The sequence below is a fragment of the Bacillus sp. RO1 genome (assembly GCF_012524115.1).
Lineage (GTDB): Bacteria > Bacillota > Bacilli > Bacillales > Bacillaceae_I > Sutcliffiella_A.
The window spans coordinates 16,730-40,610 of sequence record NZ_JAAZWB010000088.1 but is presented as its reverse complement, the minus strand read 5'-3'; the positions used below and the strand labels follow the sequence as shown (position 1 = coordinate 40,610).

21 protein-coding genes are annotated in these 23,881 nt (G+C 39.3%); 19 read left to right on the top strand and 2 right to left on the bottom strand.

Features of this window, described 5'->3' with window-relative positions:
- Positions 1-8: 8 nt before the first annotated feature.
- The 7 genes from csrA to HC179_RS18500 all read left to right on the top strand — a co-directional run bounded on the left by csrA (position 9) and on the right by HC179_RS18500 (position 5,326).
- Positions 9-236: a carbon storage regulator CsrA gene (csrA, locus tag HC179_RS18530; protein ID WP_168865686.1), complete on the top strand. Its 228-nt coding sequence runs from the start codon at positions 9-11 to the stop codon at positions 234-236.
- Between the two features lie 171 nt (positions 237-407).
- The gene (locus HC179_RS18525; protein ID WP_168865685.1) at positions 408-1,508 is read left to right on the top strand and encodes a flagellin N-terminal helical domain-containing protein; all 1,101 of its coding nucleotides are present in this window, start codon (positions 408-410) and stop codon (positions 1,506-1,508) included.
- Between the two features lie 521 nt (positions 1,509-2,029).
- Positions 2,030-2,377: a flagellar protein FlaG gene (flaG, locus tag HC179_RS18520; protein WP_168865684.1), complete on the top strand. Its 348-nt coding sequence runs from the start codon at positions 2,030-2,032 to the stop codon at positions 2,375-2,377.
- A 12-nt stretch (positions 2,378-2,389) separates the two neighbouring features.
- The gene (gene fliD / locus HC179_RS18515) at positions 2,390-4,156 is read left to right on the top strand and encodes a flagellar filament capping protein FliD (RefSeq protein ID WP_168865683.1); all 1,767 of its coding nucleotides are present in this window, start codon (positions 2,390-2,392) and stop codon (positions 4,154-4,156) included.
- Between the two features lie 19 nt (positions 4,157-4,175).
- The gene (gene fliS / locus HC179_RS18510) at positions 4,176-4,577 is read left to right on the top strand and encodes a flagellar export chaperone FliS (RefSeq protein ID WP_168865682.1); all 402 of its coding nucleotides are present in this window, start codon (positions 4,176-4,178) and stop codon (positions 4,575-4,577) included.
- The gene (gene fliT / locus HC179_RS18505) at positions 4,577-4,930 is read left to right on the top strand and encodes a flagellar protein FliT (protein ID WP_168865681.1); all 354 of its coding nucleotides are present in this window, start codon (positions 4,577-4,579) and stop codon (positions 4,928-4,930) included. Before fliS ends, fliT begins: the two co-directional genes overlap by 1 nt.
- 9 nt (positions 4,931-4,939) lie before the next feature.
- Positions 4,940-5,326 carry a DUF8042 domain-containing protein gene (locus tag HC179_RS18500; RefSeq protein WP_168865680.1) on the top strand — a complete coding sequence of 129 codons (387 nt, stop codon included), beginning with the start codon at positions 4,940-4,942 and terminating at the stop codon, positions 5,324-5,326.
- Positions 5,327-5,647: 321 nt separating this feature from the next.
- Here the strand turns inward: HC179_RS18500 and HC179_RS18495 are convergent, their stop codons facing one another.
- On the bottom strand, positions 5,648-6,163 hold the full coding sequence (locus tag HC179_RS18495; RefSeq protein ID WP_168865679.1) for a PCYCGC motif-containing (lipo)protein: 516 nt from the start codon (positions 6,161-6,163) through the stop codon (positions 5,648-5,650).
- Positions 6,164-6,290: 127 nt separating this feature from the next.
- Positions 6,291-6,551 (bottom strand): hypothetical protein, encoded by a 261-nt coding sequence (locus HC179_RS18490; protein WP_148989743.1) that lies wholly within the window; start codon positions 6,549-6,551, stop codon positions 6,291-6,293.
- 134 nt (positions 6,552-6,685) lie between these two features.
- Here HC179_RS18490 and HC179_RS18485 point away from each other — a divergent pair, with 134 nt between their 5' ends.
- The 12 genes from HC179_RS18485 (at position 6,686) to HC179_RS18430 (ending at position 23,872) form a co-directional block, all read left to right on the top strand.
- Positions 6,686-7,666: a nucleoside hydrolase gene (locus HC179_RS18485; protein ID WP_168865678.1), complete on the top strand. Its 981-nt coding sequence runs from the start codon at positions 6,686-6,688 to the stop codon at positions 7,664-7,666.
- 133 nt (positions 7,667-7,799) lie between these two features.
- The gene (locus HC179_RS18480) at positions 7,800-9,275 is read left to right on the top strand and encodes a spore germination protein (protein WP_168865677.1); all 1,476 of its coding nucleotides are present in this window, start codon (positions 7,800-7,802) and stop codon (positions 9,273-9,275) included.
- Positions 9,276-9,284: 9 nt separating this feature from the next.
- Positions 9,285-10,394: a GerAB/ArcD/ProY family transporter gene (locus HC179_RS18475; protein ID WP_168865676.1), complete on the top strand. Its 1,110-nt coding sequence runs from the start codon at positions 9,285-9,287 to the stop codon at positions 10,392-10,394.
- On the top strand, positions 10,391-11,515 hold the full coding sequence (locus tag HC179_RS18470) for a Ger(x)C family spore germination protein (RefSeq protein WP_168865675.1): 1,125 nt from the start codon (positions 10,391-10,393) through the stop codon (positions 11,513-11,515). The genes HC179_RS18475 and HC179_RS18470 overlap by 4 nt, the downstream gene beginning before the upstream one ends.
- A 122-nt stretch (positions 11,516-11,637) precedes the next feature.
- A complete protein-coding gene (locus HC179_RS18465) occupies positions 11,638-14,079 on the top strand; it encodes a hypothetical protein (protein WP_168865674.1) in 2,442 nt (813 codons plus the stop codon).
- Complete coding sequence (locus HC179_RS18460) at positions 14,076-15,011, top strand: ABC transporter ATP-binding protein (protein WP_168865673.1); 936 nt, start codon at positions 14,076-14,078, stop codon at positions 15,009-15,011. Before HC179_RS18465 ends, HC179_RS18460 begins: the two co-directional genes overlap by 4 nt.
- Positions 15,008-15,853: an ABC transporter permease gene (locus tag HC179_RS18455; protein WP_168865672.1), complete on the top strand. Its 846-nt coding sequence runs from the start codon at positions 15,008-15,010 to the stop codon at positions 15,851-15,853. Before HC179_RS18460 ends, HC179_RS18455 begins: the two co-directional genes overlap by 4 nt.
- A 7-nt stretch (positions 15,854-15,860) precedes the next feature.
- Positions 15,861-17,447 carry a hypothetical protein gene (locus tag HC179_RS18450; RefSeq protein WP_168865671.1) on the top strand — a complete coding sequence of 529 codons (1,587 nt, stop codon included), beginning with the start codon at positions 15,861-15,863 and terminating at the stop codon, positions 17,445-17,447.
- Complete coding sequence (locus HC179_RS18445; protein ID WP_168865670.1) at positions 17,448-18,455, top strand: AAA family ATPase; 1,008 nt, start codon at positions 17,448-17,450, stop codon at positions 18,453-18,455. It begins immediately after the preceding gene.
- Positions 18,456-18,460: 5 nt separating this feature from the next.
- Positions 18,461-19,324 (top strand): DUF58 domain-containing protein, encoded by an 864-nt coding sequence (locus HC179_RS18440; RefSeq protein ID WP_168865669.1) that lies wholly within the window; start codon positions 18,461-18,463, stop codon positions 19,322-19,324.
- Positions 19,325-19,329: 5 nt separating this feature from the next.
- On the top strand, positions 19,330-21,135 hold the full coding sequence (locus tag HC179_RS18435; RefSeq protein WP_168865668.1) for a vWA domain-containing protein: 1,806 nt from the start codon (positions 19,330-19,332) through the stop codon (positions 21,133-21,135).
- The gene (locus tag HC179_RS18430; protein WP_168865667.1) at positions 21,119-23,872 is read left to right on the top strand and encodes a VWA domain-containing protein; all 2,754 of its coding nucleotides are present in this window, start codon (positions 21,119-21,121) and stop codon (positions 23,870-23,872) included. Before HC179_RS18435 ends, HC179_RS18430 begins: the two co-directional genes overlap by 17 nt.
- Positions 23,873-23,881 lie beyond the last annotated feature (9 nt).

The following is a 23,881-nucleotide window of genomic DNA, read 5'->3' as shown; positions in this document are numbered from 1 at the left end:
GAGATCAAATGCTAGTATTAACTCGCAAGAAAGACGAAGCAATTAAGATCGGAGATGAGATTGAAATAACTGTCCTCAGCATCAATGGCGATCAGGTGAAACTCGGCATCCAGGCACCAAAGCATATCGAGATACATAGAAAAGAAATCTACCTTTCCATCCAAGAGGAAAATAACGCAGCATCCCACTCCTCTCTAGATCTATTGCAAGCATTAAGTAATCAACTAAAAAAATAAAGCATTTTGTAAAAAATTCTCTCTCACCCTATTAACAGTTGTCGAGGCAGGTCGATATAAAACATGTAAGCAAATAGAATCAAAAGGCGGCCGACTTTTGACCTATATGCAAATCCAACACCGATTACACAAGGATGTGAAATCGGCGACAACTCAAGGAGGAAAAATGTAATGAGAATTAATCACAATATCGCGGCTTTAAACACGCACCGTCAATTGGCAAGTGCATCTAACAATCAAATGAAATCCATGGAGAAATTATCTTCTGGACTACGTATTAACAAAGCTGGAGACGATGCAGCAGGTTTAGCAATCTCTGAAAAAATGCGTGGACAGATTCGTGGCCTAGATATGGCTGCTAAGAATTCACAGGACGCTACTTCTATGATTCAAACAGCAGAGGGAGCTCTAAATGAAACTCACTCTATTCTTCAACGTATGCGTGAATTAGCTGTACAAGGTGCCAACGATACAAACGTAGGACAAGACAGAGACGCTATTCAAGAAGAATTGAACGAGTTAAAGAATGAAATAGACCGTATTGGTAATACCACAGAGTTTAACAAACAAACGTTACTAAATGGTGGCTTAGGTGGTTCTGTTGACCAAGATGCAGCAACTACTACTGTGTTGGCTGTAACTGGTGTTGCAAGCGCAACAACTAATGGTGCTGCTGCAGATACTTACACAATTAGTTCTGGTGCTGCTGGTGAATTAACTATTACAAATAGTGCAGGTACTAAAACTCAGACAATATCCAACACTGATGGTGCGCAAGATTTAAATTTCACTGAATTTGGAATTTCTATTAAAACAAATGCGGGATATACAGCTGATGCTGCAGTTGGTGATGTTGTAGTTAATTCTGGTTCTGTGACATTCCAAATAGGTGCTAATGAAGATCAAAACTTAAGTTTAAACATTAGAAATATGAAAACAGATGGTGTTTTAGACTTAGCATCTGCTGGAAAAGTTGATGTAACTGACCATGATGCAGCAAAAGCGTCGATTACAAACATTGAAAATGCTATAACTGAAGTTTCTAAAGAACGTTCTAAACTTGGGGCTTACCAAAACCGTTTAGATCATACGATTAACAACCTAAACACATCTTCTGAAAACCTAACAGCTGCGGAATCTCGTATCCGTGACGTTGACATGGCGAAAGAGATGATGGAACAAACTAAGAATTCCATTCTTGCACAAGCTTCACAAGCGATGTTAGCTCAATCCAATCAAATGCCTCAAGGAGTACTTCAACTCTTGAGATAATGATGGAGGGCGTCTAGCTTGGTAACGAGCTAGAGTATAACTGGGTGAATTGCTGGAACTTCCTAAAGCTTCATCAACCAAAGCGAAACTGGAAACGGTAGGCGTAAAGGTCTGAAAATGATGAAGATGAAACAATGGGTAATCAGCAGCCAAGCTCCTGTGGGGAAACTCTGGAGAAGGTTCAACGACTAGAGAACACGGTCTAAGGTAATTATGCTATGACTATGAATCTCGTAGGGCAGTGTAACTGTTCGAAGTGCCCAGCTCCTATTAATTAGGATGAAGATATAGTCTATTCTATGATCGAAAGACATAGTCGCAAAGCAAGCGAACCAACAACCACAAGGAGTTTTACAACTTCTTCGTTAATAATCACCATAAAAGAGACCTTAGAATTACTAGGGTCTCTTATTTTATTCCCCCATTGCTCTTCTATTATTTTTTCTTACCCAAACCTCTTTATATACTTACATTTCATCCGATATTACTACTAGAGTACACATTCCACGGAGGGGACCCGTATGCACATTTCGCCAATTGGAGGCGGCAGCTTAGATCCCACAACTAGAACGCAAGCACAAGGAACAGTTTCAACTAAAGTAGATGAATCAATTAAAGAAAAGAAGCAGACTCATCCGGAACAGAGCAGAAAACAGATGGAAACGATAGTCGACGGCATGAACGATTTTATGAAGCCGATGAATGTGTCTGTCCGTTTTGAGTTGCATGATGAGTTGAATGAGTATTATGTGACGGTGGTGGATGTTGCCACTGATGAGGTTATACGGGAGATACCTTCCAAGAAGTTTTTAGATATGTATGCAGCGATGACCGAGTATATGGGGTTGTTTGTTGATAAAAAGATTTAGGTGGTGAAGGATATGCGCTTAACTGGATTTCAGAGTGGGTTGGACATTAATCAGATGGTCAGTGATTTGATGAAGGCTCAGCGTATGCCAATGAATAAACTGACACAGCAGAAGCAACTGTTGGAGTGGAAACGGGACGATTATCGCGAGACGAATAGATTGTTGAACGATTTTCGTAATCTGTCTTTTGATATGACCTTGCAGAAGACTTACTCGCAGAAGACCGTAACTTCTACAAATGATAAAGTTACAGCTACCGCAAGTTCGTCTGCTTCCAATGTTTCATATACACTTTCGGATGTGCAGATTGCAAAAGTGGCTACCAATTCCTCCACTTCATCTGCCATGAAGGATAGTACCACTAAATTAGATGTGACTACTAGTTTGTGGGAGCAGCGAGATAAGTTCGGGAGCTTTCAGACGAAAACGGTAACAGACGCTGCTGTTGCTAATACGGAATCTACATTTACTTTAGGTGGGAAAGTGGATGGGAGCAGTTTAGATACTATTACTGTGAGAATGGCAGACGGAACTACGCTAGTTGATTATGAGGTCATCACCAGCTCAGTAAGTGACATTGTTGGAAATCAAGTCTATCTAAACGAAGAGACAGGGGAATTCACTTTTGCATCTGCCTTTACGGAGGATGTAACGGTAGAGCCAATAAATATTGCTGCATTTGACTTTGAGTTTAAGATCACAACATATAACCAAGCGGGGGAAGCGGTACCGCAAACATTCTCTTTTAATGGCGATCAGTCCATGGATGATATTGTAAAAGAAATCAACAATTCCAACCTTGGCCTAACTGCTTTTTATGATGAATTTAAAGGTGGGTTGGTAGTTGCCAAAAGGGAAGCAGGTTCCTTTAATCCTTCGGCTACTGGGAAGGAAATTGAATTTGAAGGTGATTTTTTAACTGGTGTCATGAACCTAGATCAGACTGCAGAAACGGGTGGTACACCGGCTACAGTAACGATCAATGGAGTTGTAACGGAAAGGAATTCCAACACATTTACCATTAATGGTGTTACATTCACCTTAAAAGAAGATATGCTAGGACAATCTGCTGTCATCAACGTCGCAAATGATACGGACCAAACGTTTGATGCAGTGAAAAATTACATTACAAAATATAATGAACTGATTGAAAAAATAAATGCTAAAACAGGTGAGCCTATCTATCGTGATTATAAACCTCTTTCCGATGAAGAAAAAGAATCACTATCTGAAAAACAGATTGAACAGTGGGAAGAGAAGGCTAGAAGCGGACTGTTAAGAAATGATTCCATATTAACTTCTGGTCTAGGTAAAATGAGATCAGCTTTGTATGAATCTGTTTCAGGCTTAACTGGACAATATGATCAGCTTGCCCAGCTCGGAATCACAACGAGCTCCAATTACCGTGATAAAGGAAAGCTTATCATTGATGAGGATAAGTTAAAGGCTGCCATTGCTAATGATCCTAATTCTGTCATGCAAATGTTTACCTCAAATGGTGAAAACGGAACGGGCCTTGGGATAGCTCGGAAACTACGTAACGCAGCCGAATCTACTATTAAAGGCATCGAAGCAAGAGCTGGCAACGCAGCCCGGACAGCGCAGCAATTTACCATCGGCCGTGAACTACTAAACGTCGATCAACGCATTTCCGCGTTCGAACGTCGTATGCAAACTGTAGAAGATCGGTATTGGCGTCAATTCACCGCAATGGAAAAAGCAATCGGACAATCAAACCAACAATCCACGCAATTAATGAGTCAATTTTTCAGTGGCTGATAACAAGGAGTGAACGAATATGGCAATGAAGAACCCCTACCAAGCCTACCAGCAAAATTCCGTCAACACTGCTACGCCTGGTGAGTTGACGTTGATGCTTTACAATGGTGCAATAAAGTTTATGAAGCTTGCCAAAAAGGGAATGGAAGACAAGAATATTGAAATGAAAAATACGAACCTGATCAAGGCGCAGAAAATTGTTCAGGAACTAATGATCACTTTGGATACCAGTCATGATGTGGGGAAATCGATGATGACGATGTATGATTATATGAACCGCCGTCTGATTGATGCGAATCTGAAGAATGATCCTTCCATGGTGGACGAAGTGGAAAGTCATATGATGGAGTTTCGTGATGCATGGAAACAAGTTATTCAATCAAGTCGCCAGCAAGCATTTGCTCAAGGTGGACAAGCGTAATGAACGTCATTGAAAGCCTGGATAAAGTCACTATTCACCTTTTGACGTTACTGGATGGACCTTTACCATCCGAAGAGAGCCGTGACGCTTTCTTGGAAGAGATAGATAAAATGTTGCAGATCAGAGATTCTTTGCTTCAACGGCTTGCTCCACCTTTTTCAGAAGCAGAAATGGCACTCGGTCAAAAGGTGGCGGTTGCCAGTCAACAGGTCACCCCGAAGCTTGAAATGTTTCATAAACAGTTAAAGCAAGAGTGGGCCCAAATCCAGCAATCCAAAAAGACTGCCAAGGCATATGGGCAAGCATACAACTCTCCGACAGCAGACGGAATGTATTATGACAAAAGAAACTAGGTGTACAGGATGGCGGATTTGACTGAAGGTGAATTTTACTTATTAAAGAAATATAATGCTCTGCTTGAGACGGTGGAAGAAGCTTTTGACTATTTGAGCGACGATAACCGTAGCACCTCCACCCCTGTCACGCGTCAAATCGTGCTGGACAGTTACGAGGCAATCGGTAAAATTGCAGAAGCTCACGTGAATCTTGTCCTTCTTTTTGAAAGAAATGAAGAAGCCCTTCAGGTTATTGCCCAATTTGGCGACCTTGTGGATGAACTAGAACAAATCGGCCATTTCGAACAAAGCAACGCCCCTGAAAAAGAAGCATTACAAACCTATATCAAACCAGCATACCAAACCTGGAAAAACCAAATACAACACCATATCCTCCCCCACATCGCCCACTAGAGGCTGGGACAAAAGTGTTTTAGTCTAAATAAAACTCGAACTAATTTAAAATCTTAAATTAGTTCGGGTCTTTTTTCGTTTAAAAGATACATTTATTTTTTGGGTTGCACTAGCTGTTGATTGGAGCAAAAGGCGAAGACTCCTGAGGGAGATAGCGGTAGCTTGAGACCCCGCAGCGGAGCGAGGAGGCTCAAGCACCGCCCCTAGGAAAGCGAAGCCATTTGTGGAGATCAACAGCGTTATTTAGAGCCAATACCTATGACACCTAAATTGTTCGTCTTTTATTAGGCTTTTTTATTTTTGTCCCAGCCTCTTTTTATATTATCCATTCTCTGGTTCAGGTGTTGGCGTAGGTGTTGAATAGCCCTCTTTATACGCTTCGTCAATCATATGTCTTATTTCTTCTACACTTTTTCCCTTGCTGTACTCCATGACAGAAGTGGCTGCAATTTCTAAACAGACCCCACATCTTGTGCCATGGTCATCCCAAGTAAGAGAACCGTCTTCCTTATTTTCATACACAAAGCAATTATAACTGCTTTTATGTCCGGCGGAAGTGCCACAACCACAATAACACGGAATATATTCAAGAACTTCCTTGTGCTGTGCTGCGGCTGAATAGATAAGCTGCATATCTTCTGGCTTGTCCTTCAAAAAAGAAGGCAGAACTTCCACTGAAGCCGTTTCTTCCCTAAGATCTCCTTGGAAAAAGGAGGGTTTCTCGTTATGATGGTGTTGTTCTTCCTTTTGTTGTGCATTGTTTCTTTGCGTTTCAGAATTAGAACAACCCACGGTTAGAATTATCATACAGGAAGCAGCTAATGCCAATTTTTTCATAAATAAATTACACCTCGTTCACATAAACTGTACCATTATACTATAACATAGTGAGATACAGAAAAATCTAACACTATTGTGAACGAGGCATGTAACACTGTTACTGCATTTTAGTGACAATGATATTTTACCAGAATAATAGACCTCCTAAAACGACACCTGTTACGAATGCAAGCGGGACTGCTACAGGATTATACCCATATCCTCCGTAATAACCACCCCAAAAGCCCATGCCATATCCACCGAATCTATTACCGCCAGTTGGTTGAATGTAAACGTGACTTGGTGATACTCTAACAATTCTTCCATGATGGGATGAACCATCACGACATCTCACGGTCACCATTTGTCCCTGGTAACGACGACACTGATTATAAAATTGAGACATGTTTCCTTCCTCCTATCCTACTTAATCAATAATAGACTATTCGCCCCCCGTCCCTTGTGCCTGTATGTTTGTCTTGGTTTGTCTTAATCTAAAGTAAATATATTATGGCACCTTAACATAGAGGAGGGATCTGTTTGAAGAGAAAAGTGCTACTTTTTGCTGATTTTGGCATAGATGATATCATGGCAATCATTTATGCCTATTATGAAATAAATGTAGAAATTGTCGGTGTGGTAGCAGAATACGGCAATGTTGATAAAAGAACTGCTATAAGAAATGCCAGATACCTCCAAAGGAATACTGGAAGATACGATATTCCACTTATTGGAGGAGCTGAAAGGTCTATGACAGGAGAACCTCCAATATATTATCCAGAAGTGCATGGTCCTGAAGGATTTGGGGGGTACATGTTACCAGAAGATTTTCAAGAAGAAGGAGATGTATTTGAAAACTTCCACCAGATTTATGATATTATTGAAAAATTTGATGGAGAGTTAACTATTGTCTGTGTAGGAAGATTAACTTCCCTAGCAACCTCATTTATACTTTATCCTGAAACAGTGGCCAAGGTAAACGAGATTTTTATTATGGGAGGAGCTTTCAATTTTCCAGGAAACGTTACACCTGTAGCTGAAGCGAATATTTATGGAGACCCATATGCAGCTAATATTGTAATAAACTATGCCAAGAATTTGACCATTTTTCCACTCAATGTAACTCAAAGAGCTATTTTGACAGCGGACATGGTAAATCATATTGGTAAAATAAATAAAGAGAAAAACAATCAACTCGGTACTATTATCAAACCGATGATGGACTACTATTGGCAATTTTATAAGTCTCAGATTCCTACTATTCTTGGAGCTCCCCTACATGATGTGGTGACATTGTGGGGAGTGTTTAACGAAAAGCATATCAAGTATGAAATGAAACCAATAAAAGTAGTCAAAACCCAAGGTACTGCTTTTGGGCAAACAATCGGTGATTTTCGTGATTTCGTTCAATTGGCAGAATACCCTGTTCATCGAATAGCGATGGAATTTAACTATACAGCATTTATTGATCGAGTTATAGCAGTCTTGACAGTAGAACTAAATAACAACGAATTTCCTTAAGTCGACCTAACCATAGGTTTGGCTTTTTTTATTGCTCATGACTTTTAAAAGATTGTACAATAGAGATTTTCATAAAATTACGTATCTTGGTAAGCCTACATTTATATGGGAGATTAATGAAAGGGTGGTCCGCATGGAGAAAAGGAATCTAACTACATACGATATATGCGATCTTCAGGACTATTTTAAAAAGACCTTTCATGACAGTCCTGATTTGTATTTTTATGAAATGAAAAGAAATCAACTATCAATTATTTTTATTTACATGAAGAACCTTGTTGATACTAACGTACTGAATCAATCCATTCTTCCTACTATAATAGATAAAACTAAAGACAATTCTTCCTTAGATATGCAGGAATTAATTTATCAATTGCCCTCGACTCAGTCTAAGCTGACAGAAGATATGGATGAAATGATCAATAAGCTGTTGGAAGGATATGTACTTTTAATTACACCAAAGGCTGAGAGAAGTTTATTGATAAACGTCAGTAAAAAAGTGGAACGGAGTTTAGAGAAAGCAGAAACAGAATCACTTGTCTTTGGTCCCAAAATTTCTTTTACTGAGTCCTTAAGTACAAATATAAGTATTATCAGGCAAAATATAGTATCAGAAGACCTTTGTACTGAAAAAATGGCGGTCGGTAAAAAGAATGAAACGGAAATTAGAATCGTTTATTTAAAAGGGATGGCAGAAGAGGAAATAGTTAAATCAATTAGGGATAAGATCAATTCTCTTCAAGTAGATGACATACTCGATACGTCCGTCTTAGCACAATTAATTGAAGATAACAGTTATTCCATCTTTCCGCAATTTGTACAGACGGAACTTCCTGATAGAGTAACATATAGCGTGGAAAGAGGGATGGTTGCAGTTTTTGTGGACAGGAGTCCTATGGTAATGCTGGGTCCCTCTTCCCTATTTAATTTCTTTGAATCAACAGAAGATGTTTATATGCGTTGGAATATGGGAAGCTTTATCCGGTTTCTGCGTTATCTCACCATGTTTCTTTCTGTTATCCTTACTCCAGCATATGTTGCCATCATAACCTATCACTATGAAATGATTCCTTCTACCTTGTTGGTTTCCCTTGGGGAGTCAAGATCAAAAGTACCTTTTACACCAATCTTTGAAGCCCTATTGTTGGAAGTCATGATTGAATTACTAAGAGAAGCAGGTGCTCGGCTTCCGACAAAAGTAGGGCAAACAATGGGTATCGTAGGGGGTATTGTGTTAGGGCAAGCTGCGGTGGAAGCGGGTTTTACTAGCAACATCCTCATTATAGTTGTTGCCTTAAGTGCTCTAGGCTCCTTTACTGCCCCTAGTTATTTAATGGGCACTGCTGTTAGGATAGTAAGATTTCCAATATTAATACTGGCAGGAATATGGGGGGGCATTGGCATTAGTTTTGGGCTTTGCTTCATTTTGATTCATTTGATTCGCTTGACCAGCATGGGTGTACCTTATCTTAAACCGGTTTATCCATTAGATAAGAAACATGCAATTAACACCATTTTCCGGATGCCGATTCATTTGATAAGGAAAAATCCGAACAAAGAAGGTTTCTTTTCTTTTCAAAAGGATGCTTCTCAAGACATAGATGAATAAGGTGATTAAATGAATAGTATTACAAATACGAAAAAGTCACTTTTTATATCGGCTTATTTAATTTTTTTTATAGTTCATACAAACCAAACGGGTGTGGGTATAGCTGGAGTTCAGCGTATCATCTTTTTTGAAGCTGGGCAGGATGCGTGGTTATCTATTATCATTAGCTACATTGGAATGGCTATTGTCGTGTTTGCCATGTGTTATACGCTTAAAACGTTCGAATCAAAGGACTTGTTTCAGATCCATAAGTTACTGTTTGGTAGATGGATAGGCAATGCGTTGAATTTAACATTGGTTCTATATCTTTTAGCAGGTTTAATGTCCTTGCTTTTAACTTATACCGAGATTGTACAGGCCTGGGTATTTCCAGATTTAAAAACATGGGCGATTGTGACGCTATTACTTCTAATTTCAATTTATGGGGTATATGGGGGAATAAAGACAATTGTTGGAGTCAGCTTTTTAGGGTTCTTCTTAACCATTTGGCTAATTTTCATGTTAGTAGTACCACTTCGGTACATGGAGTGGACAAATTTTTTGCCTATGTTAGAGGCTTCTCCAAAAGAACTGTTAAAAGGTGCTTATAAAACCTCCTATACAGTTCTGGGATTAGAGATACTGTATTTCGTTTATCCATACGTAAGAGATAAACATAGAGTCCATAAATACGCTCAATTAGCAGTGTTTTTTACGTTTATCCTGATTTTCACGGTAACTTTCGTGGCGATTGGATATTATAGCGGGGAACAACTAGAAAAAACGATATGGGCTACCCTATCCATGTTTAAGATAGTACAGTTTCAGAATTTAGAGAGGTTTGAGTTTTTTGCGGTCTCCCTATGGCTTGTAATAATCCTTCCTAATACCCTCTATTTGCTATGGGCAGCATCTAAAGGGTTAAAAAGAATATTTAACATAAGGCAAAAAAGCTTGGTCATCCTGTGTAGTGTGGTTGTGCTAATATGTTGCTGTTTTTTTCAAAAGCGCACAGAGATCAATGAGTTTGTTGACTTTGTAGGGGTATTTGGGTTTTATACGATCTTTGTTTATTCCATCTTACTTTCGTTTATCGTATTTTTACGAGAAAAGATTAAAGGGGTGAAAAGGGAGGGATGAGAAAAATTATTTTGCTTTGCGTAATTGTTATCTTAAATGGGTGTGTTGCCCAAAAACCATTGGAGGAACTTGGTCTAATTACAGCAATGGGATATGATAATGAAGATGGAATGCTAAAAGGCTCTATCATTTACTATGAATTTGATCCCATGCATCCTAATAATACAAAAATGGTCACGACTGTAGCTCATACAAGTAAAGGGGTACGACAAAAAGAAAACCTTGCTTCAAGTAGAAGGCTTGTATCTGGGCAATTGAGGGTGGCGATTTATGGGGAGGAATTAGCCAAGGAAGGAATAATATCTATAATTGATACTCTTTCCCGGGATGCGCAAGTTGGAACGATGTCTTTTCTTGCAGTAAGCAGACCTAAAGCACAGGACCTTCTTCGGCTTTCACAAGAATCAGAAGATATATCGAATGCTGGTACTTTTTTATACGAATTGATTACACAAAATGTGGAAGGGGATACGTTACTTTCACCTACCCTGCATGAATTTATGCAGAGTTACTACAGTGAAGGGCATGACCCTGTACTTCCTCTATTGAATTTTAAGGAAAATACAATCGTTATAGAAGGGTTATCGTTATTTCAGGATGATAAAGTTGTCGGGGAATTGGATAGTAATGATTCCTTCTTTTTAAAACTGCTGCTTGATCCATTTGAGGCGGGTAGTATAGAGATAACTCTCCCTAAAGAACAGTTGAAAAAATATATCCTTACTAAAAACAATAAACAAGCGGAAAGTGTCTTTGTTTCCCTTGATCATCTTAGAAGTGATACTGAAATAAAGTTACAAGACAAGAAAGTACCCTCTTATTCCATAAATATTACGGTGAAAACACGAATGCAGGAAATATCTGAAAACTATGATCTGGGTAATCCTGAAGCTATAAAAAAACTAGAAGAGGCCATAGGAAAAGATATGGAAGGACATTTAATCCAAGTATTGGAGAAAAGCAAGGAGATGGTGGCGGATCCAGTAGGTTTCGGTAACTATTATCGCGCAAAAGTAGGAAATGAATCATATAGCAAAGATGAATGGCGGGAACTGTACAAAGACGCTGAATTTAAAGTAAATATTAAAGTGGAAATTTTACGTACGGGAGTAATGGATTAAAAAGAAGGGGAAAATCCCCTTCTTTTTTATTACAATTTGAAACTTTTTCCTAAAGTGTTACGTCTTAGATATAGTTATTTGAAAATATATAAGAGAGATTGTCACATTTAGGGGGAAAAAACGTGAAAGCATGGTTGTTAATTAAAAAATGTTTGCTCTTGATGGTTATCGGTTTATTTATGTATCCGTCATTTTCGAACGCAGAAACAAATTTAGAAGTGAAAGTGGAATTTGGTGTAGACAATAAAGTACAAATGGGAAAGGGACACCAAATCAGGATTGAATTGTTGAACAAAGGGGATGCGACAAAAGGGGATATCGTTGTTTTTTCAAGCCCTACATATAATATGGCCGGTAGTTATGTAATCCCGGTTGAAATAGAAGCAGGAGGTTCCAAAACGTTGGAACTTGCAGTAAAAGGGACCTCCGATCATATGTCTTATAACTACTCCGGTACTAGAAATGACTTTGTCAGTTTTTATGAGGGGGGAGTAGAAAAAGGAAAAGAAGTTAAGCTGAAAGGTAATGCAAATGCTCAGCCAAGATATATCGGTGATAACAGAGTCGTACTAGGAGTCCTAAGCAATAATCATGATGCAGTAAACTTCTTGAAATTAGTAAAATATCAAAACGAAAGTATGGAATTACTAAACATCAGCAGTGAGAATATTCCAAATGAATCCTATGGTCTTGAATTGTTTGATGTTCTTTTAGTACATGATTTTCCACTGGCCACTTTAACGGCTCCGCAACAACAAGCCATTAAGGACTGGGTAAATAACGGTGGCTCCTTGATGTTTGATACAAAGGTAGGTCTGAGTCAAGATTTAGGAGATTTGCAAGAATTTCAGCTGCTTGATCCTACTAATGAAACGTCACTATTGAAATTGAATGAGAAAAGTAGTTTTCCAGATCTTCCTATATTCACTGGGAATGTAATAAAGGAAGATACTACTATTCTGACAAAGGATGGGGAAACTCCCATCACGCTTATGATGAATGCCGGGACTGGGACAGTAACCCAAATCACAAGTAACTTGGCTTCCCCACTTTTTGGAGAATGGAGCGAACTAAACACATGGTGGAGTAGTGTCCTTCAAAAGGTTACTACTAAGAGTCCGAATCACTATAAGATGCCTGTCATGGAAGAACTAACTCACCAATTAAGCCCTATTGGGGAAGCTTTTCCAGGGTCGATCGTTTCAGTTCCACTGTTGATTGGAGCATTTGCTATTTATCTAATCTTAGTTATTCCTGTACTGTATATTATTCTTAAAAGATCGGACAAACGAGAACAGGCATGGTGGATCATTCCAGCTCTAGCCATTTTTACTAGTGTTGCAGTTTTTGGGATTGGTGCCAAGGATAGAATATCAGGAACGCAAGTGAACGAATCGAGTATACTCCTCTTGGACAATGAAACGGAAACAGCCAGTGGCTATGGTGTGGCGAGCATTCTTACGAATAGTGGCGGCGATTATAAAATGGAAACCGGAGAAAATACCACGCTTTTCCCTATGACTTACGGTTATAACGAAAATTTTGAATTGATGAAAAATTATGCATATGTCAGTTCTTTATCTCAAGGAACAGAAATCAGGTTTAATAATGTGGAATATTGGTCAACGCGTACAAGTATCGGAAATGTTAATGCTTTGCCATTAGGGAAAATTGAACATGCTATTTCTATGAAAGATGGAAAAGTACAAGGGACGATTTCAAACCAAATGCAATATGAATTAAAAGACGCATTTATTTTATCAGGTCGCAACTCTGAACCACTTGGAGATATTAAAGCAGGGGAAAAAGTGGATCTTGAATATGAGGTGTCTGGAGGAAACATCGCCAATGCATTGACCGCACCGAGTAGCTCTTCTGCAACAAAGGCATTCCCTAATTTCCAAAGTTATTATAATCAGGGAGCAGGGGCAAATCAAATTGAAAAACATGAGCTGGAAGACTATAAGAAATTTCAAATGCTTGATTTACTTGTCAACAGAAAAGATATTTTCTCTATAGCCTCTCAACCTATTCTGGTTGGTTATGTAACAGACGCAGTGATGAACACAAAGGTGGACGGGAAATCAGGAAAATCAAATGCCTCTCATCTTATTGTTTTACCAATTACGATCACTAATTCAGGTGGAGGAAGCTTTAGTTTCACGGAGGAACATTTATCACCAAGCATACAGGTTACAGAAGGTGAAACAGGCATGGTGCACCATAACGGTCTACAATTTGGCGAAACTTACGTATATCTAGGCGGAGGGACTTATGATTTTACCTACAACCTACCGGATATGGTCGACATTACAAAAGATGAAATGACAGAAGTGAAAGTTAAACTTCGTACAAGAGACGGAAGTGTAGAGTACTTTATTTTCAACTATAAAACGAGTGAAGCAGAACTGCTTGAAAATAAATCTTCTATCACATTAGAGGGAAATCTCTCCGATTATTTCAATGAACATGGAAGCATTACTGTTCGATTGAGAATTCCAAATAATTTTGATACAGAGATACAATTGCCGGGAGTACAGGTAGAGGGAGCGTTAAAAGAATGATAGAAACCATTAATCTTACAAAAAAATATGGGAAATTCACAGCATTGGATTCATTGAACCTGAAGGTTGAAAAAGGTACAGTTTTTGGTTTTGTCGGTCACAATGGGGCAGGGAAATCGACCACATTTTCCATACTGTCTACCCTTCTCGCACCTACATCTGGTACTGCTTTTGTAAACGGATATGATGTTACGAAGAATCCCAAAATGGTTCGAAAGTATATTGGGTATATGCCGGATTTCTTTGGAGTTTATGATCAGTTCAAAACAGATGAGTATCTGGACTTCTATGGAGCAAGTTACGGCATCCCTCTAGAAGAAAGGCAAAAACTGATACCTCAGCTTCTCGAACTTGTCAATTTAACAGATAAGAAAGATGCTTATGTAGATGTATTATCGAGGGGGATGAAGCAACGACTTTGTCTTGCAAGAGCATTAATACATGACCCCGAAGTATTAATTTTGGATGAGCCCGCATCCGGATTGGATCCAAGGGCAAGGATCGAAATGAGAGAAATTTTAAGAGAATTAAAAAGTATGGGGAAAACCATCATGATTTCCTCGCATATACTCCCAGAACTTGCGGAGATGTGTGATGAAATTGGTGTAATTAATGGTGGAAAGCTTGTTGCTACAGGAAGAGTGGAAGAAATTCACCAACAACTGCAAGCCAATAAAGTTCTGAAAGTACTCATTCTGAAAGACATAGATAAAGCTATTAAATTCTTTGAAGATATTCCTAGTGTCTCCAATATTCAGCTAAGTGAACAACGGTCAAATCTCTTATCCTTCTCATTTGAAGGGACAGATGAAGAACAAGTTGTTTTGCTAAAGAAAGCACTAGATTCAGGCATAATGATTCTTAGCTTGAGTCAAGAAGAATCTAACTTGGAAGATATCTTCTTAGAAATTACAAAGGGTGTGGAAAAATGAAAGCTCAACTAATTAACCCCATGTTAAATAAAGAGTTCAAATTACGTTTCAGGAGTTTCAAAAGCTTCCTGGGGATTCTATTCTACCTCGGTGTACTTGGTCTGATCGCCTTGTTCTATATCTATATGGAGACAAGATACAATTCCATGGGTATGTTCCGTGCTGAAAATAGTAAGAACATGTTCATGATATTAGCATTTGTCCAACTAGCCTTGATTTTCTTTATGACACCTGGATTGACAGCAGGAATTATTAGCAGTGAGCGAGAAAAGCAGACGTTAAATATTCTCCTGACGACACAGCAATCATCTACAAGCATCATAGTCAGCAAGTTGGTGTCGTCCTTATCATTTTTATTGTTGATTGTAATTTCCAGCTTGCCGTTATACAGCATTGTCTTCTTATTTGGAGGAATATCGCCGAAACTTTTGATGATGACTTTCGGAGTATATTTGCTCTCCATGGCTACTTTAGGAAGTATAGGAGTTTTCTTCTCCACATTAATTCGTAAAACAATTGTAGCCATGATTTGTACGTATGGTGTAGCCTTTTTCCTTGCTGCGGGTACAGCAATCATTACCATGTTCACCATAAGTTTTACGCAATTCGGTGCAACAGGTCCACAAGCAAACTCGATACCGTACTTTATTGCAATGTTTAATCCCTTCGGTGTCATGTTAGCGTTATTTGAGCCTAGTGCAGCAATTGAATTAAAGAATGTAACGGGAATAGATTTACATTTGGGTGTAGGCTTGATCATTTCATATTTCACCATTTCCATCATCTTGATTTTGCTTAGCATCAAAAAGTTACGCCCAAATATGAAACCAAGTAAAGGGTAGATAATCTATGAAGGAAAACGATCTTATCGTCAGGTTTTTATTTTCCATTAGAAGAAAGCTTAGATTTCAACTTATTTCTAAACAGGTGCAATATGCCATCTTGGCATTTTGCATCAGCTTTTTAAGTGTGCTCATCGTTGCCAGAATGGTGGTTACTCCCTACTTAATCGAAAGAGCTCTCTGGTTAGGAGGAATTGCTTGCATGGCAGTTTTCCTCCTCTACTGGAGAAAAAGACCCTCGACTTGGGATGCAGCAAGATATTCAGATGCCTTTTTGGAGGAGGACAGACTTACCACATCTCTTGATTATGTGAAGGATACCTCCTTGGTCGCACAGCTTCAGCGCAAAGAGGCTTATGACCATCTTAAGAAGAAGGAACAAGTTATTAAAGAAGCAAAATTACAGCACATACACCCCAAAATAATTTCTATGTCGTTATTAACAATATGCCTCATTGTGCTTTTAATTTTGTTTCCAAATAACAAGATGCAAGAAGCCAAGGCTGTAGAGGCGGAACGAGAAATAATAGAGGAAACACTTGATAAAGTAAAAAAAGATGCTGAAGAATTGAAGGATAACAAAGAGATAAAGGAAGAGTTAGAAGAGCTCAAAGAACTTAAAAATGAGAAAGATGCAGATGAGTTATTAAAAGAACTAATGGAAAAAGAAAATAACTTGGCTGAAAAGATGAAAGAGCTTCAAGAAAAGGAAGCTAGCTTGAAAGAGGTTGCAAAAGATCAGCCAGATAACTCATTGGCGAATCTTGCGTTAAATAAAAAGAATGAAGATTTAGAGAAGCTATTAAATGGTATGAAGAAAAATATTGAATCCTTATCAGAAGCAGAGAAAAAAGAGCTATCAGAACTATCAGATACCCTCTTAGACCAAGAAGAAATGAAAGTGGAGGAAATGTCTGACGAGGAATTAGAAGCATTGTTGGAACAACTTGAAGAGCTATTGCAAGACATTTCTGCACTATCTGACATGGAGGCGTTGCAGAATGCACTTCAAGCAGCTGCTTCCAATCAATATGGAAAAATGTCGCAAGCTGGGTTGAACCCATCTAAGTTGACTTTATCTAATTCCAACAACCCCACCTCTTCTAATCAAACTGCTCAAAATTCTAAGCAAGGCCAGGGCCAAGGCCAGGATCAAGGTCAGGGTCAAGGTCAAGGTCAGGGTCAAGGTCAAGGTCAAGGCCAGGGTCAAGGTCAAGGTCAAGGCCAGAGTCAAGGTCAAGGTCAGGGCCAGGGTCAAGGCCAGGGTCAAGGTCAAGGCCAAGGCCAAGGACAAGGCAGTGGAGGACTTGGTGCAGGAGTAGGTGTGGGTGAGCAAACCTTTACGGTTCCTTCTAACATCAAGAGTGATATTCAGAATGAAACGGATGGGGGGCCAACTGGGGAAGGGCAATCTCAATACGAGGATGCTCCAGACGCTCCTACCCTGAGAGGGCAAGCAAGACCATATGAGGAAGTATTCTCATCTTATGAAAAGTCCTACAGGGAATCACTGGACAGAATGCAGTTGCCTTCAAGATTAGAAAATGTGGTTAAACAATACTTTAGTGAAGTGGATCCGAAGGGAGCAGATTAAGTGATCAGTTTGGAAGAGAAAGAAAAAGAACTGAAATATTATCAAGATACATTGCAGGAAGTGAAACAAGAAATAGGAAAGGTGATTGTTGGTCAGGAGGAAGTTATCGAACAACTGATTTGGGCGATGGTGTCAGATGGCCATGCCTTGCTCGAAGGGATGCCGGGTGTAGGGAAGACCATGCTCATTCGAACAATATCAGAAGTCTTAAGCTTTGATTTTTCAAGGATACAGTTCACTCCTGACTTAATGCCATCCGATATTACCGGAACAAAAATGATTGAGATACACGAAAACGGGAAACAATCCTTTGTGTTTCATGAGGGTCCTATTTTTTCTAATATTGTTCTTGCGGATGAAATAAACCGGGCAACTCCTAAAACGCAAAGTTCCCTTTTGGAGGCAATGGCCGAAAAGACCGTGACCATCATGGGGGAGACAAGAAAGGTATCATCCCCATTCTTTGTATTAGCAACACAAAACCCGATTGATATGGAAGGAACTTATCCGCTACCGGAGGCGCAGATGGACCGTTTCCTTCTAAAAATAAATATGGGGTATCCAAAGAAGGAAGAGTTATATGAAATCATAAAAAGGACTACAGGAACGGAATCCTACCATGTTCAGAAACTTTTAGATACAGACAAGATGCAAAAAATACAGATCGCTGCAAAGGAAATACTAGTTTCACAGGAGTTGTTAGACTATACGGTTCAGCTGATCATGGCAACTCATCCAGAAGAAGAGCATGCCAGTGAACTTGTAAAAAAATATGTACGCTACGGTGTAGGCCCACGTGGTGTCCAAAGTTTAATTAAGGTAGCAAAAGCAAGAGCATTCTGCTCAGGACGCTTTCATGTCTCCAAAGGAGATATCAAACATGCTGCCATCCCTGTCCTTCGTCACCGCTTGTTCTTAAATTTTGAAGGGGAAGCTTCTGGAGTGAAAGAAGATCTTATCCTAGAGGATGCCATTCAATACACTGATAAAGTATTGAATGTAAGGTAGCTCTCATGTTGAATTCTGTGATAACCAAGCAGCTACAGGCTTATAGCCTTCAAGTAGGTAAGCTTAAGAGAAGCTGGCATAAAGGAACAAGAAAATCGACAAGGTTCGGTGCATCTCATGATTTCTCTGATTATCGAATGTATGAGCAAGGGGACGATCTTCGGCAAGTGGATTGGAATATCTACGCACGTACGCAAAAGCATTACATTAAACGGTATTTAGATGAGCAAGAGCTCTCAGCTTCCATTTATCTGGATTGTACGAATTCCATGGCCAGTTCTTCTGGTAAATGGAAACTAGCCAAAACACTTACAGCTTCATTTGCATACATAGGGCTAAGTCAGGAGGATCGCATATCCATTATTGATGTTCACGGTGAACAGGCTCCCTACTTATATCGAAAAGGGAAAGGTCACCTCTTTCAGATGATGCAATATGTGGAGGATATAGAGCCTAAGAATACCTCCCTTCTATTCTCTGAAGCTGCTTTAAACCATATTCAAAGGAAAAGCAGTGTATCCATTGTCATCAGTGACTTACTTGAGCCACTTGACTCGGTTATTCATACTTTGAAGATTATCCAGGCAAATAGACAACAAGTCTACTTGTTGCAAGTATTGGAAGAGGATGAAGTTGATCCAAGTTTTGATGGCGACTTTATGCTGGTTGACAGCGAAACCAATCAGGAAGTGAATGTAACAGTTTCTGATTTTACTAGAAAGAATTATAAGGAAAAAATGCAACAAAGAATGGAGATCTTAGAAGGGTTTTGTTTTGAAAGGGGAATCTCCTACCTTATGTGCCATACAGGAGAGAATGTGGAAGATATTTTATTTAAAAGGATGACCTCTAAAGGTTGGATTAGGTGATGGGAATGGGTTTTACAGCACCAATATATTTCTTGTTCAGTGCATTTTTACTTTTAGTTATACTCATGTATTTTTTCAGGAAGCAATATGAGAAAAAAGCTATCCCCTCTGTCCTATTATGGCAAGAATGGATGAATGAATTCGAAGCGCAGGCTTGGTGGAAGAAACTGCAACACCATTTGCTTTTATATCTTCAGTTATTGGCACTGCTATTTCTTATTATCACTTTAACGCAGCCTTTTTTTAAGAAGGAAGGAATTGAAGGGGACCATCTCATTTTCATTGTTGATTCATCAGCATCGATGACAGCAAAGGAAGGGGAGAATTCGCGATTAGAGTTGGTCAAAGAGAAAATGGTGCAAATAATAGATAAAGTCGATAATCAAGAAATGACGGTAATCGTCGCAAAGGAGACCCCTGAAATTTTGACGGAAAGGTCTCTATCGAAAAAAGAAGTGTTAAACCACGTGGAAAAGATAGAAGCATCTTACGCTTCTCCAAATGTGATTGATTCCATCAATATGGCTAAAAGTCTTCTAGGAGAAGAAAACGGGAACATACAGCTTTTAAGCGACAATTTTAAAAAAGAAGCATCCTTAGAACTTCATCAAAATACTGCCTTTTACGCTCATAATATAGGAACTTCACATGAGAATCTGGCAGTTGAAACATTCGGAGTAGCCAAGCGTGAAGACACAGTAGTAGGGGTAGTTACCGTAAAAAATGAAAGTAACGATTCAAAGGAGTTTACCTTATCGATAGTTAATGAACAGCAGGAAATAGTAAAGCAAGTTTCTGAGAAGGTAGAAGGTAATAAAGTAAAGACCATCTATCTGAAAGATCTTCCGCTTGCAACAATGTATAAAGTGGAATTGAGTGGAGACAAGCAATATTTGCTTGATAATGAACAATACACATTTCTTGGCCAGCAACAGGATCCAACTGTTTACGTGCATAAGGATATACATCCATTTGCTAGAAAAGCTGTCGAGATTGCAAGTACGAATGTTATTCATCTCTCTTCCGATCCAGCGGAAGGGAATAAATTTGATGGTGTTCACCTTATTAAAGGGCTGCCAAAAAGCGACTGGCCTTCTGGGCCTAAGCTAGTGTTTCTATCGGGGGATGATGGGGAAAAAGAAGTCGATCTTTCAGGAGAGATAACGGCAAATAGGACAAACCCGTTAATGCAATCAGTGGCAATGGAGAAAGTGTATGTGGAAAAGACCTTTTCATCTGAAGAATTTGCCTCATTAGATGTGGTAGCAAGCAGAGGAGGAACACCGCTGATTCTCTCAGGAACATATAAAGGGGATCCGATTATTGTCGTAACATTTGAGCTTGGTTCGAGTGACTGGCCTCTCCATCCCGGTTTTCCGTTGTTCATGTTTCACTCTATTCAGGAATTGACACAGAATCGGGGGATGTTGGGTTATTTTTATCCTGGCCAGACGATGGATTATTTTCCAGCATCTGATGTAAGGAAAGCTGAAATTCTAGATAAGGATGAAAAGATTGTTTTTTCATCTGAATCTTTCGAACAACCTATAGAACTTCCCGTAACGCCTGGATTGTACACGTTAAAAGAGACAACGGAAGAGTCGGAGGAATCCAAGACACTATATATCATGTTGGATGATGGAGAAAAATCCATTCAGACGGAGGAGAGTTTTACCATATCGGCAAATCCTACTATAGATCAAGATGAAGAGTCTACAAGCAGCAAGGACATTTCCTATTTGTTTTTAATACTTGCGCTTGTCATCTTATTGGTAGAATGGGAGGTTTACAGACGTGGAATTTCAAATTGAACATCCTCTCATGCTTTTATTCCTTATTCCGGTACTAATCAGTCTTGTTTTGTTCTGGCGTAAAAAGAAAGTGAAGCGGAAAAAGGAGTATGTCATTATCTCTTTGAGAAGCTTAATCTATTTGTTTCTTATACTAGGACTATGTATGCCATCGCTTCTTTCCCCTGTAAAAGGGACACATACTGTCTTCCTTGTAGACCAATCGGATAGCGTGAAAAGGATGGAAGGAGAAATACTATCTTCCATCAATGAGGCTATTAAGCAGAAGAAAGAAGAGGATAGTTATAGCATTGTTACTTTTTCAGAAAAGCCGAAACTTGAACGATCCTTTACCGATCAAAAGGAAACCATTCACCAACTCTCAGTTAACGACGGTTCACAATTCACTAATATTGAAGAGGGATTGGAGTTTGCCGCAAATTACATCCCAGAGAATCGTAAAGGGAGAATTGTTTTACTGTCTGACGGAATTGAAACAAATGGGAATAGTACTAAACAATCTAGTTTTTATAAGGGTAGAAATATAGAAATGGATGCTATGGCATTTCAGGCACCGTATGTGGAAGATGTGTCACTACAATCTTTTCATACTCCACAAACAAGCTTTGAAGGGGAAGCTGTCCCATTTCAAATTGGTCTTGAGGCCAATGTGGACACGCAAGCCACTTTGCATATTACTCAAAATAATGAAACCATCATTAAAGAGGAAGTGGTAGTGGCAAAAGGGTCGAATACTTATTCCTATTCCATTCCATTAAAAGATCCTGGATTGTATACGTTTAAAGCAGAAATTTTTCCAAAAGTAGATAAGATTGTGGAAAACAATATCTCTCACTCTCTAACACAGGTATCGGGCCAACCTAAAGTGCTTATGGTGGACCAGGAGGGGGAAGGGGAAAATGTGTTCCGCGCGTTAGATGCAAGCGGATGGAAAATTGATCGCATTCATCCAAGTCTGTTACCGACGACACTCAGCGGTTTCCTGGCATATGAAAGTATTATTTTTCATAATGTGTCCGGTCACCTTTTAAGTGGAAATCAGATGGAACTCATTGAAACGGCAGTCAGGGATTTTGGTGTCGGTTTCACGATGACAGGTGGCAATCAATCCTATGGTCTCGGAGGTTATTTCCAAACTCCGATTGAAAAAATTCTACCTGTGGATATGGATGTAAAAGGGAAAAAAGAAATCCCTTCTCTTGGTTTAATTATCGTCTTGGACCGTTCGGGAAGTATGATGGGGGAGAAATTTGATTTAGCTAAAGAAGCTGCAGCACGAGCAGTGGAACTATTGAAAGAAGAAGATACATTTGGTTTTATTGCCTTTGATACGGAGCCTTGGACAGTGGTAGAGACAAAACCGATTAAGGATAAAGAAGAGGTAATTGAGAATATTCGTTCTACCGCCTTAGGTGGTGGAACAGATATTTTCCCTGCCCTTAACCAGGCTTATGAGCAATTGAATGAAATGGACCTTAAACGCAAGCATATTATCCTTTTAACGGATGGACAATCCAATGATGGGCCATACGAGGAAATCATTGAAGAAGGTTTAACGAATAATGTAACTTTATCGACAGTAGCAATCGGTGGAGATGCAGATACTTCCTTATTAGAAGAATTGGCAGAAATTGGAACAGGAAGATTCTACGAAGTATATGAAGCAAGCTCAGTCCCAAGTATTCTCTCTAGGGAAACCGCGCTTACTACAAAAACATATATAGAAGATAATCCTCATGTACCGACTGTATATGCAGGATATGATTGGTCCAAAAAGTTTGAAAGTGGGACACCGTTCCTTAATACGTATATAGCAACGACATTGAAATCACGGGCTGAGCAAATCATATCGAGTGAAAAAGAGGATCCCATCCTTGCTCGAATGAATTACGGACTTGGAAGAACGATCGCTTGGACTTCCGATGTTTCCGGTGCCTGGAGTGGTGGGTTTCCTTCATGGGAAGAATGGACAGCTTTCTGGAATGAAATGGTTACTTGGTCTTTGCCATCTTATGAGCAGGGAGCCTATGACATCTCTACCACTGTCGATGGAGGTAGAGCTTCCGTGAAGGTGCAAGCAATTGAGGATATATTGATGCCTGTTTCCATATCGGTCTCAAACAATAAAGGTCAAATTATAGCAGACGCTAAAAGTAAAATGGTGGGGCCTGGCCAGTACGAAGTGGAATTTTCAGCTATACCCGACATCTACTTCCTCAATATTACCCAAGAAGAGGAAGGGGAGACGGTCTCAACCTATACTAGTGGAATGGTTGTACCTTTTTCCACGGAGTTTGAACAAAGGCCAGTTAATTTGGAACTGCTTAAAAATATCACGGCAAATCAAAATGGAAAAGTGTTAGAAGATCCCAAGGAAGTGTTTCGTTCTTACCATAAGAATGTTTATCAGTCTCAGACGGTGTGGTTACCTTTTATCATTATTGCCTTTTTCCTACTGATTATTGAAATTTTTATAAGAAGGTTCGGCTTAATATCGCTAGCCTTTTGGAAAAAAGGTAAGGAGAAAAAGGAAAAGAATAAACCAGACAACAGATGGAAAAAGCCAGTGATTCAAAGAAAGAAGGTTAAACAGACGGAAAAAAGGGAAGAGCCGAAAGTGGGAGAAATGAAGGAATTTAAACCACGGAAAGAAACTCCAACCTCACCTAAAGAAACAAAACCTTCCGAAGATCGTATGAATCAACTATTAAAAGCAAAGAACAGAAAACGTAAATAAACTATAGAG